This is a genomic window from Paenibacillus massiliensis subsp. panacisoli DSM 21345, from assembly GCF_000426545.1.
GTDB lineage: Bacteria > Bacillota > Bacilli > Paenibacillales > Paenibacillaceae > Paenibacillus > Paenibacillus panacisoli.
Map to the genome: position 1 here is coordinate 248,431 of NZ_AUFO01000001.1, position 15,537 is coordinate 263,967.

Annotated in this window: 13 protein-coding genes; 9 read left to right on the top strand and 4 right to left on the bottom strand. The window is 49.0% G+C overall.

Going from position 1 to position 15,537, the window contains the following annotated elements:
* Positions 1-131 precede the first annotated feature (131 nt).
* A complete protein-coding gene (locus K331_RS0101060; RefSeq protein WP_018886863.1) occupies positions 132-1,427 on the top strand; it encodes a GntP family permease in 1,296 nt (431 codons plus the stop codon).
* A gap of 214 nt (positions 1,428-1,641) precedes the next feature.
* A complete protein-coding gene (locus K331_RS0101065) occupies positions 1,642-2,793 on the top strand; it encodes a glycerate kinase (protein ID WP_028588841.1) in 1,152 nt (383 codons plus the stop codon).
* Between the two features lie 92 nt (positions 2,794-2,885).
* On the opposite strand, the gene K331_RS0101070 is transcribed toward K331_RS0101065, so the two are convergent.
* The gene (locus K331_RS0101070) at positions 2,886-3,914 is read right to left on the bottom strand and encodes a CdaR family transcriptional regulator (RefSeq protein WP_028588842.1); all 1,029 of its coding nucleotides are present in this window, start codon (positions 3,912-3,914) and stop codon (positions 2,886-2,888) included.
* 269 nt (positions 3,915-4,183) lie between these two features.
* Here K331_RS0101070 and K331_RS0101075 point away from each other — a divergent pair, with 269 nt between their 5' ends.
* The 5 genes from K331_RS0101075 (at position 4,184) to K331_RS0101095 (ending at position 10,011) form a co-directional block, all read left to right on the top strand.
* On the top strand, positions 4,184-5,773 hold the full coding sequence (locus K331_RS0101075) for a sensor domain-containing diguanylate cyclase (RefSeq protein WP_028588843.1): 1,590 nt from the start codon (positions 4,184-4,186) through the stop codon (positions 5,771-5,773).
* A gap of 244 nt (positions 5,774-6,017) precedes the next feature.
* Entirely contained in the window at positions 6,018-7,181 is a 1,164-nt protein-coding gene (locus tag K331_RS0101080) for a glycosyl hydrolase family 28-related protein (protein ID WP_028588844.1), read from the top strand.
* A 352-nt stretch (positions 7,182-7,533) separates the two neighbouring features.
* Entirely contained in the window at positions 7,534-8,706 is a 1,173-nt protein-coding gene (locus K331_RS0101085) for an aminotransferase-like domain-containing protein (RefSeq protein WP_028588845.1), read from the top strand.
* Between the two features lie 196 nt (positions 8,707-8,902).
* Complete coding sequence (locus K331_RS0101090) at positions 8,903-9,571, top strand: uracil-DNA glycosylase (protein WP_028588846.1); 669 nt, start codon at positions 8,903-8,905, stop codon at positions 9,569-9,571.
* On the top strand, positions 9,568-10,011 hold the full coding sequence (locus tag K331_RS0101095) for a hypothetical protein (protein ID WP_133567291.1): 444 nt from the start codon (positions 9,568-9,570) through the stop codon (positions 10,009-10,011). Before K331_RS0101090 ends, K331_RS0101095 begins: the two co-directional genes overlap by 4 nt.
* Before the next feature lie 116 nt (positions 10,012-10,127).
* On the opposite strand, the gene K331_RS0101100 is transcribed toward K331_RS0101095, so the two are convergent.
* From K331_RS0101100 to K331_RS28635, 3 genes are all read right to left on the bottom strand, one after another.
* On the bottom strand, positions 10,128-10,430 hold the full coding sequence (locus K331_RS0101100) for a restriction endonuclease subunit S domain-containing protein (RefSeq protein ID WP_018886871.1): 303 nt from the start codon (positions 10,428-10,430) through the stop codon (positions 10,128-10,130).
* A gap of 562 nt (positions 10,431-10,992) precedes the next feature.
* Positions 10,993-11,193, bottom strand: coding sequence for a hypothetical protein (locus K331_RS0101110; RefSeq protein ID WP_028588847.1), 201 nt, complete (start codon positions 11,191-11,193; stop codon positions 10,993-10,995).
* A gap of 185 nt (positions 11,194-11,378) precedes the next feature.
* Positions 11,379-11,621 carry a hypothetical protein gene (locus K331_RS28635; protein WP_226383516.1) on the bottom strand — a complete coding sequence of 81 codons (243 nt, stop codon included), beginning with the start codon at positions 11,619-11,621 and terminating at the stop codon, positions 11,379-11,381.
* A 284-nt stretch (positions 11,622-11,905) separates the two neighbouring features.
* Between K331_RS28635 and K331_RS0101120 the strand changes: the two genes are divergently transcribed.
* Together K331_RS0101120 and K331_RS0101125 are read left to right on the top strand one after the other, a co-directional pair.
* Positions 11,906-13,057 carry an iron-containing alcohol dehydrogenase gene (locus K331_RS0101120; protein WP_028588848.1) on the top strand — a complete coding sequence of 384 codons (1,152 nt, stop codon included), beginning with the start codon at positions 11,906-11,908 and terminating at the stop codon, positions 13,055-13,057.
* A gap of 205 nt (positions 13,058-13,262) precedes the next feature.
* Positions 13,263-15,332: a bifunctional rhamnulose-1-phosphate aldolase/short-chain dehydrogenase gene (locus K331_RS0101125; RefSeq protein ID WP_028588849.1), complete on the top strand. Its 2,070-nt coding sequence runs from the start codon at positions 13,263-13,265 to the stop codon at positions 15,330-15,332.
* The last annotated feature ends 205 nt before the right edge of the window (positions 15,333-15,537 follow it).

Genomic DNA, 15,537 nt, shown 5'->3' on the forward strand with positions numbered 1-15,537 from the left:
CTAATGTACCTGGATGAGAATTGGTTGTGCAAATGCACAATCAATTTCGTCTTTTCATCAATATTTTTTTGTGGCGCAAACTCTTATACTGAAAGCGTGTTCAACAAGAGCAAGCTAGGAGGCTGCAAGGAATGGAAGGATTAATGATTGGATGGTATGGTGCATTGGCAGGGTTGGCGCTTGCAATCATTCTCATACTGAAGAAGCTCAACCCCGTATATGCTCTATTTTTGGGAGCGATTACAGGCGCATTAATCGGTGGCGCAAATTTGGAGGAGACCGTAGGTGTTCTTGTAAGCGGTACACAAAGTGTAATCGGAACCGTACTGCGGGTTCTGGCGGCTGGCGTGCTGGCTGGAGTCATGATGGAATCCGGTGCGGCTGAGACGATTGCACAGGCGATTGTGAAGAAATTTGGCGGGAGCAAGGCCATTTTGGCACTGGCGCTGGCTACAATGCTAATTACAGCTGTAGGCGTATTCATCCCTGTCGCTGTACTGATTGTGGCGCCCATTGCCTTGTCTGTCGGCAATAAAATGGGGATCTCGAAGCTGGCATTACTGGTAGCGCTCTCGGGTGGAGGGAAGGCAGGCAACATCATTTCACCTAATCCCAATACGATTGCTGCTGCTCGTGGGTTCGAGCTTGACTTGAGTCATGTGATGCTCGCAGGGCTTCTGCCGGCAGTCTTCGGTCTCGCAGTTACAGTCATTGTGGCTTCGTTGCTGAAGAAGAAGGGAACCATGGTGTCGGGGGATGAAGCACAATATAGCGAGAACGAGAATAATGATTATCCACCATTGGGGCGAGCGATTGTGGCACCGCTGGTTGCTATCGTGCTACTAATGATTAATCCTATTGGCTCGCTGTCTGGCATTGAGCTGTTATCTAATATGAAGGTCGATGCTCTGTATATTCTGCCAATCGCGGGAATCATCGGGCTGCTGGCCATGGGTAAGGGCAACAAGATGCTGGAATATAGTGCGTCTGGTCTCAATAAAATGACGGCAACCGTACTGATTCTGATCGGTGCTGGCGGGATTGCTGGGCTCATCGCTGCTTCGGATCTCTCCACGCAGGTCGTAGCTCTGATTGAGGGATCAGGTATCGCCGGGACATTCCTTGCGCCGATCTCGGGTATTCTGATGGCGGCTGCCACAGCTTCTACTTCAACTGGTGTAATTCTAGCTACGGGTTCCTTCGGACAGGCTGTCCTGAATATGGGGACACCACCGCTAGCTGCATCCGTAATGGTGCACACAGGTGCTACAGTTATTGATTCCCTGCCACAGGGCAATTATTTTCACGTAACTGCGGATAGCATGAAGATGTCGATCAAGCAACGTATGGGTGTAGTTCCTTATGAGGCGATTGTGGGCGGAACGATGACGATTGTCGCTACCGTAGTATACGGCTTCTTACTGTAGTGAAGCGATGTGAGCCACGTAGCCAAGTGAGCTAACCAAGCTAACCAAGCTAAGTCAGCTATAAGCTAAATAAGTTACTGGCTAAATAAGCTAAATCAACTACGTTAAGCCGCGTAAGCTGTGCTAAAACTATGACATGATGATTGAGTGAAGCTATACAGATACAGAGATTGTCGATAGATATGTGTCTACATTAATGATGGGGTGAGAGAGAATGCAATACAAGAATTTTGTACTGGCGCCTGATTCCTTTAAAGAGAGCATGACCGCCAAGGAAGTATGCGTAGCCATGGAGAAGGGACTACGGAAAGTGTATCCGGAAGCCAATTATATTCATGTGCCGATGGCAGATGGCGGTGAGGGAACGGTACAATCTTTGGTAGATGCCTCAGATGGACAGCTGCTGAATGCGGAGGTGACGGGTCCGCTGGGACAGAAGGTAATGGCTTCCTATGGCATTATGGGAGATGGAACGACAGCTGCTGTCGAGATGGCGTCAGCCAGTGGTATCCATCTGGTGGAAAAGTCAGCTCGTAATCCGCTAATTACGACCACTTACGGTACAGGCGAGCTGATACGCGAATGTTTGGATCGTGGCGTTCACAAGATCATTATTGGGATTGGTGGAAGTGCGACAAATGATGGTGGCACAGGGATGGCTGCAGCGCTAGGGGCCCGCTTTCTGGATGCTGCAGGGGAAGAGCTACCATGGGGTGGAGGAAGTCTCGGTCGTCTGTCTTCTATTGACCTCTCTGGACTGGACCCACGATTGCAGGAGGTACAGCTGATCGTGGCTTGTGATGTGACCAATCCGCTCTGTGGTCCTACAGGGGCCTCGGTTGTATTTGGTCCACAGAAAGGCGCTACACCAGACATGGTGCAGCAGCTTGATGCCAATCTCGCTCACTATGCAGAGGTCGTGAATCGCCAGCTGGGCAAGAATGTATTGGATATACCAGGTGCGGGTGCTGCAGGCGGTCTTGGTGCAGGTCTGTTGATTTTTACGCAGGCGGTATTACAAAAAGGGATTGATATTGTCATCGAATATACGGGGCTTAGTGATAAAATAGCTACGGCTGATGTCGTATTCACAGGCGAGGGCGGAATTGACTTCCAGACCAAATTCGGGAAGACACCCTACGGCGTAGCGAGAGCCGCCAAAGCTAAAGGCAAGAGGGTCATTGCTCTGGCGGGTTATGTTGGTGCCGGAATCGAGACGTTGTATAATGAGGGCATTGATGCGATCTTTGGGATTGTCCCTGGAGCTTCTGCTTTAGAGCATTTGCTGGCCGAGGGTCCCGAAAATGTAGAGCGTACAGCCGAAAATATTGCGCGTGTGTTGCAATTCGGCGATAGCTTATGCTAGAAAAGGATTCACTGACTGCTTCAACTCTGGATTGAAGATCATTTAACGATGACATGTGGACTCATTGGCTTGACCTCCAATCGCTACATTACTTATTGATGCATCCGCAGTAGCTCATAGATCAACTCGGTGAGCTGTAGTAGATCGCGTGGATCTCGCCCGGTGATGGTATGAATTCGCTTCAGTCGGTATTGTAAAGTATTGCGATGTATGTTCAGGGATTCGGCGGTCAGAGACATGCTTCCATTGTGATGAATGAAGTTTCGAAGTGTGTCCAGCAGCTCCGGTGTATCCTCCAGCTTGTGAGTGGTATGGGCAGGGCCATCAAGCCTTGCCTGACTCCACTGGATGAGGAACTCCACTTCATCGTAGGTCGTTACCTGCTGCGAAGGCCATAGCGCGAACAGGATGGACATGGCAGCCTTAGCCTGAGCATAGCTACTCGCAATACTGGCTTCGTGCCGTCCCCTGGAGATCCGAGTGCTTGGATGATCAAGGAGCAGTCTTCGAATATGCTTATTCACATCCTCAGACTGCTGCACTAGCAGGAGCCATGTATCCTTTTCCACCTGAAAGGCAGTCTTGAATCGTAGCAGTATAGAGTCCTCGCTAGCTAGTGAGGAACTTTTCACATACAGGACCGTTGTCTTTATGACGAGATCCAGCTGATAGGCTATGGCTTCTTTTCTCAGCTTCTGGGAATAGGCTCCATGATGGGAGAGCAGCAGTTCCACAAAGGCCTTCTTGCGATTTGCCTCCTCCGCACGATGCTCCAGCATGGTGCGCTGTTCAATGAGCAGGGAGACCGTCGTTCTAACAATACTGCAAAAAGGGCGCACCTCATCAGGATTGCCCGTAATTCCGATGACTCCGACACAGACATTTCCTATGAAAATCGGCTCGTTGGTTCCTTGCTTCTCGTTGGTCCCATCCTCCCACACCTCAACCATGTGTCCGGTGGACAGAGCCTTAACGGCACCCTGATGGATGGTGCCCACCCGCTCCCGAGTCCCGCTACCCACGATAATCCCTTTTGCATTCATAATGTTAATGTTGTAAGGAATATCCTTCATCATCTTATCGACAATATCCTGTGCCTGATTCTCCGAAAGCTGGAACAAGGAATGGCCCCCCTCCACTGGTTCATCTAATAGTAGCCACGGTCAACATATGAATTGTGCATATGAACAACATTATAGCTTTTTCATCATCCATATTCCAACATGAATACAGACAAGAGAGCCGCATAACTGGCAAGGAAGACATTGTATTCCTCGAAATTTTCTACTCCTTATAGCCATCACAGAAAGTATAATGGTCGATGACTGTCGTTTTTTGTTGTATGATGTATTTATGAAACGTTGGTTCCCCGAACCTAGGAGGGTGTCTTTTGTTTAGTCCAATGAAGGCCATGTTTCCCCAGCGCAAGAAGCTTAGTCTCACATCATTGCTAATCGGCCTTGTGACGCTTGTCGTAGTGCTCACCTCTACGATCCTTCTGGCAGGCTCCTATGTGTCCAAGAAAAATTCGCTAATCGAGACTACCCTACGCTTGAATTATAATAATGCCAGCGGCAAGGCCCAGACATTGAATTCCTTATTCATCTCCATGAGGGGAAGTCTGCAGTATAGTGCCAATTCACTCAAAGATGTGGAGGGCATGACTGCCAAGCAGCTCGCTGACTATCTGAATCTCATGCGCAATTCCAGCAACTTTTTCAATTCCCTGTATCGTATAGATGAGAACGGGCAGATCCGTGGAATATCTCCCTATAATCCCCAGAGGATCGGAGGGCATCTCACCACGAAATATGCACTAGATGCTTTGCTTTCCCAGCGGCCCTATATTTCGTCTCCCTATGTAACACCCAACTCGCACAGACTTATTGTGTTCATGAGCCAGCCCTTATTTGATCAAAATAGCAATTATACGGGATTCGTTGGCGGCTCGCTTTATTTACAGGAGGACAATATTTTATCAAGTATTTTTGGCAACAATTCTGTGGATGATTCCGGTTCATATTATTACATTGTGGATGCTCATGGCCGTGTGTTGTATCATCCAGACAAGCAGGTGATTGGTTCGGATCTGGCCCAGGAGGAGGTCGTGCAAAGTCTGCTAGAGGGCAAAAGTGGACGTCAGCTCACAGTGGACCATCTCGGTCGGCAGATGATCGCTGGCTACTCCTATGTGGATTCGAATGGCTGGGGAGTGGTGGCGGTATCCCCGCTGGAGCGAATCCAAAAAGAGCTTATGGACAACTTGTACACCCAAATTCTGGTGTCTAGCCTACCTTTCATGATTTTGCTCATCGGTGTCATTCTGATTGCGCGTCAATTGGCCCGTCCTTTCGTGTATCTTGCAGATTTAATGAGCAAGCTCGGCAAGGAAAGGGTGGTATTGCCTGAGGCCAAATCACACTGGAACAGAGAGGCTGATCTACTGACGAAGGCGGTATTTCTGGCTGTCGCGGATATCCAGAAGCAACAGGACCAGCTTGAGCAGGATGCTGCTACAGATGGCTTGACCGGGCTGCTGAACCGCAGATCCCTGGAGCAAATGATGCAGCAATGGCTGGAAGCGGGCACTTCCTTCTCGCTGATTCTGCTCGATGTGGATCGCTTCAAGCTGATCAATGATACCTATGGTCATCTGGTTGGTGATCGAGTGCTCAAGCATGTGAGTGATAAGGTGTTGAGCAACGTACGTCCGACGGATGCGTGTTTCCGATTTGGCGGAGAGGAATTCATTGTGCTGCTGCCGGATTGCGCTAAGGAGGAAGCTTTCGAGCTGGCAGAGATCATTCGTAAAGACATTGAGAGCAGTGGAGCGCCGATTCCTTCACGAATTACGATATCTCTCGGTGTAGCGCATTGCCCTGATGATGCTGCGTCTGCTGAGCAGCTTCTAAACAAGGCTGACCAAGCTATGTATTTGGCAAAATCCCAAGGTAGAAACCGAACGATGCTGGCAAAATAAAAAGCGGAAAATCGGCCAAGGGCTATAAGATTAGAAATCATAGCAGTGCCTTCTATATGTAGGGGCACTGCTATTTGTCTGTGAGAACAGGTGGCTTGTAATAAACTCCATGATAATTAATTGTATAAATGTTCTAAATTTAATTATTTGTTATAATTATCTATGTAAGCGATTGCTAATAAAATAATTTAATATGGAGGGTTGACACAAAATGAAGGCAGGTATTCGTTGGAGGCGAGGTTGGATGGCCGTATTAAGTGTAGCTCTGTTGGCGGCTACATGGTATGTTCCAGGAACGGGAAGCGAGATTCAGGCAGCAGAGCAGGTCAATGTGCGTGACTTCGGGGCACGTGCGGGGGTGACGGAGGATCAGTCGGCTGCATTTCACGCCGCGATGAAGCATTTCTATGACAAGGGGCAAAAGGGTACGGTCTATATTCCCGCAGGCACCTATTACGTCGATAACGGTCTTCGCTTCCACGCTGGTGTGAATCTGGTAGGGGATGGAATAGGGCGAACGATTATTAAGAAGACAGGTAATGTAAGCAGCTACGTGGTGGGGAATCCGGTGCTGCGCTCTGGCTCCAATAATCTGGAGGTCAGTGTGTCCAAGCTTACGATTGATGGAGATCGCACGAACCGTGCAGCTCGTGGTCTGGGACAAGTCGGGGGCATTAACATTGATGTGGATGTCAGCAATTTGACGTTGTCCAATATGGAGATCAGAGACACCACAATAGGGGCACTCCTTCGTCGGACCAAGGATTCAACGATTCAAGACAGTGTGTTCGATCGCACAAGTGGACATGCTATCGCAGCCGGACATGAGAGCTTCCCTGTGGGTGAATTCAGAAATGTGACCATCACAGGTAACAAGATTACGAACTCAAGCGGTGGTAGCGGAATCAATCTGTCTCGTGCAGCTCGTGCTACGGTCACGAATAATGAAATTGTGAACAGTGTACAGCAATCAGACACCTATGGAGGCATCCGGATTCCCAATGGTGGCGAGAACAATATTATCAAAGACAACCGAATTGTGAACTATCCACGCGGAATCTTCGTACTTACAGGGGCTACTAATAATACCTTCGAGAATAACACGATTGTGAACTCTCGTATTCAGGGGATGCTGATTGAGGCGAATGACAATACGATCAAGGGCAACATTATTCAGCAGACAGATGCTTCACTCAGCCCCGAGCTAATTCGTTTGTCTGGCGCGAATGGGAATGAGATCTCCCGCAATCGGATGGAGACACACTCCCGCTTCAGCAACTTCGGCATTCGCCTGACGAACTCCAGTAATAATCGCATTGTGGATAATATCACCGATACTTCAGGGACTTCCGTCAGTGTGGAGGGTGGCAGTGGCAACACGGTCAGCGGTAACACCAACAGGAGATAGCTAATTAAAGTAGCTGTTAAAGATAGTTATTAAAGATAGCTGAAATCATAGAACGCTTTCCTGAGCTTTGTACTTGCTTAGGAAGGCTTTTTTTCATGAAATGAATAGGGTATGTCAAGCTCGGTGGGGAGAACTCTTGGATGTGAATTTCTTTGGTTAGCATTTTGCATAATTCGATTTCAATCACTTTTGGAATACAAGATATGGACAGGAAGAATCACCCTGATCCATATCTTGCTGATTAGAAGTCGTTCTTTGGATTTATGCAAAATGCTCTGGTGTATAATATAATAAATTTTAGCCGTACACAGGGACGGAATTTCAATACATATGCTCAGGAGGCACGAGGCCATTGAATTATTCATTTTCCAACCGTTTCACAGCTATGCAACCCTCCATTATTCGCGAGATTCTCAAGGCCACATCAGGTCAGAACGTCATTCCGTTCTCTGCGGGCAATCCCGCACCTGAGACTTTCCCGGTCGAGGCGATCCGGGCCTATACACAGTCCATTCTGGAAGAAATGCCAGTAGCTGCTCTGCAATATGGAATTACGGAAGGCTACGCGCCTTTGCGCGACGTCCTGAAGAATCATTTGCACACCCGATTTGCCAGCGGTAAAGACATGGACGAGCTGATGATCGTCTCCGGCGCGCAGCAGGGTATTGAGCTCGCTTGTAAAGTATTCTGCAATGAGGGAGAGACCATTATTTGCGAAAGTCCCAGCTTCATTGGGTCCTTGAATACATTTCGTTCCTCTGGCGCGAGACTGGTAGGGGTTCCTATGGAATCCGATGGCATCCATATCGGCTTGCTGGAGCAGGCGCTTCAGACCGAGAAGAATGTCAAGCTCATCTACCTGATTCCTAGCTTTCAGAATCCGACGGGCATCACGACATCACTGGAAAAGCGCAAAGCGGTCTATGAGCTGGCCCAACGCTACGGGGTTATGATTCTGGAGGATAATCCATACGGAGAGCTCCGCTTCCGTGGTGAGGATGTTCCGACCATCAAGTCCATGGACGAGGAGGGACTGGTCATCTATGTGGGCTCATTCTCCAAAATATTGTCGGCAGGTCTTCGTGTCGGCTATGTGTTGGCCCCAGATGAGGTAGTCTCCAAGATGGTGGTCGCCAAGCAGGGGGAGGACGTGCATACAGCGATGCTTCCTCAGATTCTGGCTCATAAATTCATGACAGAATACGATTATGCAGGCCATATCGCCAATATACGGGACATTTATCGTCGCAAGTGCGACCTGATGGAGCAGAGTCTGGAAGCTCACATGCAGCAGTCTGTCACGTACACGAGACCAGATGGAGGACTTTTCCTCTGGTGTGAGCTGCCGTCCGGGATCTCCATGCTGGACTACTGCAAGACAGCCGCTGAACGAGGCGTAGCAGTCGTGCCTGGTACCGCCTTTCTGGTCGATGCGACAGCTTCCTGCAATGCCTTCCGTCTGAATTTCTCGACACCTTCGGATGAACAGATTCGACAGGGAATTGAGATACTGGGCCGTATATAGTCTTGTGATGTTGTATGTACAGGCGAAAAATGGTATAGTATTGATTATTTGCTGAACGGTATTTCCTGTGAGAGTATCCAGTAACGAAGCCGGCTCCGGACTCACGGGGTCGGCTTTTGTGCTTGGCTCCAGAACTGCTGGATCGCATGGACAGCCCGTACGTACATGATTTTAAACAGGTTAGGGGAGAATGAAAGTGTTCGGTAACGATTGGGATGAGGTATTGCATGAGGAAATAAACAAACCCTATTTTAACGATCTGAGATATACGCTCGCTAAAGAATACAAGCTTCATCAGGTATATCCGTCCAAGGAGAATCTGTTCTCTGCGCTTAAGCTGACTTCCTTCTCGGGTACCAAAGCCGTCATTCTGGGACAGGACCCATATCACGGCCCAGGACAGGCGCATGGGCTCAGCTTCTCGGTTATGCCTGGCGTCAGAGTACCACCTTCACTGAAAAATATATATAAAGAGCTGCAGTCGGACCTTGATCTGTCTATTCCTGATCACGGCTATCTCATTCCATGGGCAGAGGAAGGCGTATTGCTGCTGAACAATGTACTTACGGTACGCCAAGGACAGCCTCAATCCCATCAAGGCATAGGCTGGGAGCAGTTCACCGATGCCGTCATTGCAGCGCTTAATGAGCGCGAGGAGCCAATAGTATTCATCTTATGGGGCAGTCATGCACAAAAAAAAGGTGAATTCATTAACGAGAGCAAGCATCTGGTCATTAAATCCAGTCATCCCAGTCCCTTCGCGGCACATCGAGGATTCTTTGGTAGCCGTCCATTCTCGCGGACGAATGAGTTCCTGCTGAGCAAGCAGCAGCAACCGATTAACTGGGAGCTTCAGAACCTATGACGAACGGAGGGGGGCACATGCGCCACTGGATCGGCCGCCATGTCATCGTGTCCTGCGGACCAGAGGGCAAGCGCAAGCTACGGGGAACCTTGGAGCATATCAATTATTCACAGCAAAGTGTGGTCCTTGCCCCGCGTATGCTTCAGATCCCCTTTCAGGATATTCTGACGATTCAGGCAGCCCCACCGTTAAAGGAACGTCGTCTACCTTCTGTTGCGGCTCCGCATGTGGTGGGTTATATCATGAAGGAATCCTTGCAATTTGATAATGCGGTGTATTTTCAATCGGTCGTGACGATCTGGGAGGGAGATCGAATTCTGGCGTATGCCTGCAGACTACGCAGTCATGGACCGAATGAAGTGGTGCTGCAGGATGGACGTAGGCTGGACAAGCGTCATTATACATTTGTGGTGCGATCTTTAAGAGGGCAAGGTAATTAGCATGTGTTATCTGAAGTTGTTCCTGCTATACAATAACAAAAGCAGCATGAGGCCGAATAGGCACCATGCTGCTTTTGTTGACTCTGTTGCTACTGTGTGGTTACTCTGATCTACAATTACTCTACGCCATCCTTGTAATGGTTGGTCCAATTCTTGTCGCCTTTATGCATGAAGTCCTCTACAGTCTTCTCCAGCGTAGCGAGCAGCTGTTGCTTAATGTCATAAATGGTGGTGCGGAAGAGCTCCTCCTCGCGTCCGACCACTTTCTCTCCATATAGTGCCTGGGCAGCGATAAATTTGCGGTGCTCCTCTACCAATTGATCAATGGATTCCAGAGCATGCTCCACATAATGGCTAATTCCTTGTTGCTCGCGTGGAAGTAATGATTTCAAATATTGCACTTTCTCGATAGTAGGCATATCGAATTCCTCCGTTCAATTAGTTAATCCGTAAAAACCCCCGGAACAGCGAACTGTCTCTCATCTTTATGTCACTAATTATACAATGTTTTCGGAAAATTTTCATTACTTTTTTATGGGAATGTGATTTTTTTAATATTCTTATTTTCAAAAAAAGAAACGAGAGCGTGTGTGAGAGGCTGCGGACCGCGCCAATGGACTACTTGCAATCATCCTTGCAAGCAGAACAGCAAAGTTAGAGGGAGGAAGTGAATGCAGGACCTAAGCAGGCTGTAGGCCCTGTGGCTGCCATATGTATGTATCGTAGAGCAGAAGTATGTGTGGCCCGACTGGCAAGGCTGCGTGATCCATGATGCGTAAGGTCAGGGCCAGGCATTTTAGATTTAAGAGGAATTCGTGCTATAATTGCATAAATTTCAGGAAAGGTTGACTGGTGAGATGAAGCTTTTTAAAGGTATGTTTTGGGGAATCCTCATCAGCATTGTATTATGGATTGCCATATTCGGGCTGATTCGGGGACTGCAGTAGCACTAGCTCAGCTTCAGCAATATCCCACCACGATTTAGACGATAACCTTGGTAACGCTCTTGATATCCTGATTAGAGAGTTGATACATATTATGATCGTCATACAGTATCCATTGATCCGTTCCTGGTAGCGGTCGTAACCATCCGAATACGATGGTCTCATCAACCAGCTTGAGGATGACTGCCTGGGGATGATCCAGTACGGGATGATTGTGCTCATGATCATGCTCATGCATTACTGTGTGCCTCCTTTCCGATGCTCATACTATCATTTTCGACGGAAAGCAATTCATTGTTTATAGATATTGAGCCAATGAATCAAATTTTACATATCAGGATTATAAATAATTCCAGTCGCATCCCCAGGCCTCGCTAACAAGCTTGTCCACCGTGAGCCCCCACGTGAATGAAGGGGTTATGTTCAACGTTGTCGCCTTCTATTCCATTCGTCCAGCAGCGTGATGTCATACAGATCCGCATTAATAGGCCCTTTCTCGTTGCTATACTTGATTTTGATTAAGGACAGCAGATCGAACATGTCGCTTAGTACGCCAAAAAAGGAGCCGAGAATGGCCAGGTCATCCGCCGAAAGATCGTCCAGGAACTGTAAGCCGTTCGATTGTGAAGGAGCTGCTTTCTTGCCGGAAATCCCCTTTTTCGCCAAGTCAATCACCTGCTTCCGGGTAAGTTATGCGGACTTTGGATACTCAGGATAGTATATGTCCGTAGACGGAGAGACTCCTATGCCTTTACCCAAAAAAAGCGAGATTTAAGGCCTCTTTTCGCTGTGCACTTGTCCTAATTGCGTAGAATCGGCAACTTACAGTAGCCCAGAATGGCTAACCCGACTATGATTTTGTTCGCAGTCATCCGGCACGGGCCCGTCTATGATGGGAATTGGCTCATTGTATACGCAAAGGCCTATAATCGTGTCAGAGGAGGATAACCATGAGTACGCATGTGTTCTACGTTCCGCCCGTGAATGTGATGGGTAAAGGTTGCCTGCAGGAGATTGGACCTAGCCTGAAGGAGATGAAGCTCTCCAAGCCACTTGTAGTTACGGATGCATTTCTGCTGAAGAGTGGCATTGCCGGCAAGGTACTAACGATTCTGGATGAAGCTGCGATCCCTTATGCAGTCTATAGCGATGTAAGACCCAATCCTACCTGTAAAAATGTGCATGATGGTGTTAAATTCCTGAAGTCGGAAGGCTGCGACTCGCTGATCTCCATTGGAGGAGGCTCACCGCAGGATACGGCTAAGGCCATAGGAATTATTGCAACGAATGGCGGACATATCAGAGATTATGAAGGCGTTCACAAATCTGCGCATAAATCACTCCCGATTATCGCGGTGAATACGACAGCAGGCACCTCCAGTGAGGTCACCATCAACTATGTCATTACGGATGAGGAACGCAAGGTAAAGATGGTCATGGTGGACAAGAACAGCCTCGCATCCATCTCGGTCAATGATCCGGAATTAATGGTCGATAAGCCGGCAGATCTGACAGCAGCGACAGGTATGGATGCGCTTACGCATGCGGTTGAAGCTCTGGTCACGCCAGGCGCTTATCCTGTGACAGATGCTACGGCGCTGGCTGCGGTGGAACTCATCTTCCAATACCTGCCGCGTGCAGTGGCGAATGGCCATGATCTAGAGGCCAGAGAGCAGCTGGTCTATGCTGTATTTCTTGGCGGTATGGCGTTCAATAATGCTGGTCTTGGCTATGTTCATGCGATGGCACATCAGCTGGGCGGCGTGTATGACCTGCCTCACGGGGTGTGCAATGCGATGCTGCTGCCCTATGTGGAGGAGGAGAATGCCAAGCATGTGCCACACCGCTTCCGCGGGATTGCAAGAGCGATAGGCCTGAATGTTGAAGAGCGGACGGATCAGGAGTGTGCGGATTATGTCATTGAGTCCATCAAGCGTTTGTCACAAGAGGTGGGCATTCCAGCCACATTGTCTGAGCTGGGTGTGAATGAAGTCGATCTGGAGCTGCTGGCTGACAATGCAATGAAGGATGCCTGTGCACCGGGAAATCCTTTTACACCTACCAAGGATGAAGTTATTGCAATGTTCCGTAAAATTCTGTAATTAACCAAGTGAACAACAGAGAAAACGAAAAAAAATAAAGCCGTAACGAACCATAGTGAGGTTTGTTACGGTTTTATTTTGAGTTTGAGAATAAAATCACTTTGAATATTTTTGTTTATTTGTGTTTTCAAAGACAAACAAAGATGATATAGTCTTTTTAAGTTCATGATAACGCTAACAAATAAAAATATTCGGAGGTATGGGTATGGTACAGAGTTTGTGGGACGCACAGAAGGCATCTGGGATCCAGGAGGGACTGGCACAGCTGGTATACCGCTCCAATCTGCTGGGGACAGACCGCCGGGTATGTAACTGGGGTGGAGGCAATACCTCCAGTAAGACGGTAATCCAGGATTTCCGCGGTCGCGATATCGAAGTCATGTATGTGAAGGGCAGCGGCTCTGATCTGGCTACAATGAAGGAAGGCAATTTCACAGGGCTTCGGATGGAGGATGTCCGTCCGCTATACGAGCTAGATGAAATGTCTGATGAGGATATGGTTGCGTATCTGGCGAATTGCATGGTAGATCCGAAGCATCCTCGTGCTTCTATCGAGACGCTGTTACATGCGTTCCTGCCGTTCAAGCATGTGGATCATACACATCCGGATGCGATCATCAGCTTGTGTTGTGCGGATAACGGCCAGGAGATCGCGCGTGAGATTTTCGGAGATAGCTTCGTATGGGTGCCTTACATCCGTCCAGGCTTCACATTATCGAAGATGATCGCTCAAGGGGTACGGAATAACCCGCAGGCAGAGCTTGTGTTGATGGAGAAGCACGGTCTGGTTACTTGGGGCGATACGGCTGAGGAAAGCTACGCCAAGACGATCGAGATGATCAACAAGGCTGAGGCGTATATCGAGGCACGTGTAAATGAGGAGCAGCTCTTTGGTGGAGCCAAGAGCAAGCCATTGCCAGCGGAAGAGCGTAGCCGTATTGCTGCGTCCCTGATGCCATTCATCCGCGGAGCTGTCAGCGACGAGAAGACGATGATGCTGACCTTTGACGATGCGGACGACGTGCTGCAATTCGTATCGGGTAAGGATGCGCCGCAGCTGTCGCAGGTAGGAGCAGCTTGCCCGGATCATCTGGTGCATACGAAGGTCGTGCCGCTGTTCATTAACTGGACTCCAGATGCTAGCGACGTAGAAGGTCTGAGAAAGCTGTTGGCCGAAGGAATTGCTGCATACAAGGAGCAGTACAAGGCTTACTTCGAGCGGAACAAGCATGAAGGAGATGTCATGTTCGAGGCAGCTCCGCGCGTCATTCTGATTCCGGGGATCGGCATGATCAATACGGGTAAGAACTGGAGCAACTCGAAGGTCAGCGGAGCGTTGTATCATCGGGCCATTGCGGTGATGCGTGGTGCGACGGCGCTCGGTAATTTCGTATCGCTGAGCGAGAATGAGTCGTACAACGTGGAATACTGGCCGCTGGAGCTATACAAGCTGTCTTTGGCACCAGCTGAAGCTGAATTCTCCCGTAAGGTGGCCCTGATCACAGGCGGCGCAGGCGGAATCGGTAGTGAGACGGCACGTCGTCTGGTCGAGGAAGGCGCACATGTAGTGCTGGCTGACCTGAACCTCGAGGGCGCTCAAAAGGTTGCCGACGAGATCAATGCCCAATTTGGAGAGCATCGTGCTCTGGCTGTACGGATGGACGTAACGAATGAGGAGCAGGTTACAGCAGCCTATGCCGAAGCAGCACTTCATTATGGCGGTGTGGATATCCTCGTGAACAATGCGGGACTCGCCACCTCCAGCCCATTTGATGAGACATCTCTCAAAGAATGGAACCTGAATATGAATGTGCTCGGTACAGGCTACTTTCTGGTAGCACGCGAGGCCTTCAAGACTATGAAGGAGCAGGCGCTGGGCGGGAGCATGATCTTCATCGGCTCCAAAAACTCCGTATTTGCCGGCAAAAATGTAACTGCCTACAGCTCTGCCAAAGCGCTGGAAGCACATCTGGCACGCTGTATTGCAGCTGAAGGCGGAGAGCTTGGCATTCGGGTCAACACGATTCTGCCAGATGCGATTCTGCAAGGCTCTGCGATCTGGAATTCCAACTGGAGAAATGAACGAGCTGCGGCCTATGGCATCGAGCCTGACCAATTAGAGGAGCACTATCGCAAACGCACGACGCTTCTGGTCAACATCTATCCTAGAGATATCGCAGAGGGCGTTGCTTTCTTCGCTTCCTCCAAAGCAGCGAAGACGACGGGCTGTATGATGACCATTGATGGCGGTGTACCAGCGGCATTTACGCGCTAATCTGTCGACTCAGCGGTAAGTCACGTCCTGAGCGGTGAGATAACTACAGGATTCCGGCGATCAAGCTATTCTCAGCGTATTCATAAAAATGATGAATGATTATGTAGTAATGAATCGTTGTGCCATACACAACCCATACACAAGCCATACACATGCAGGAGTGGCGGATGGAAATGAAGGACGTTACGGATCATGGTTACAGGAA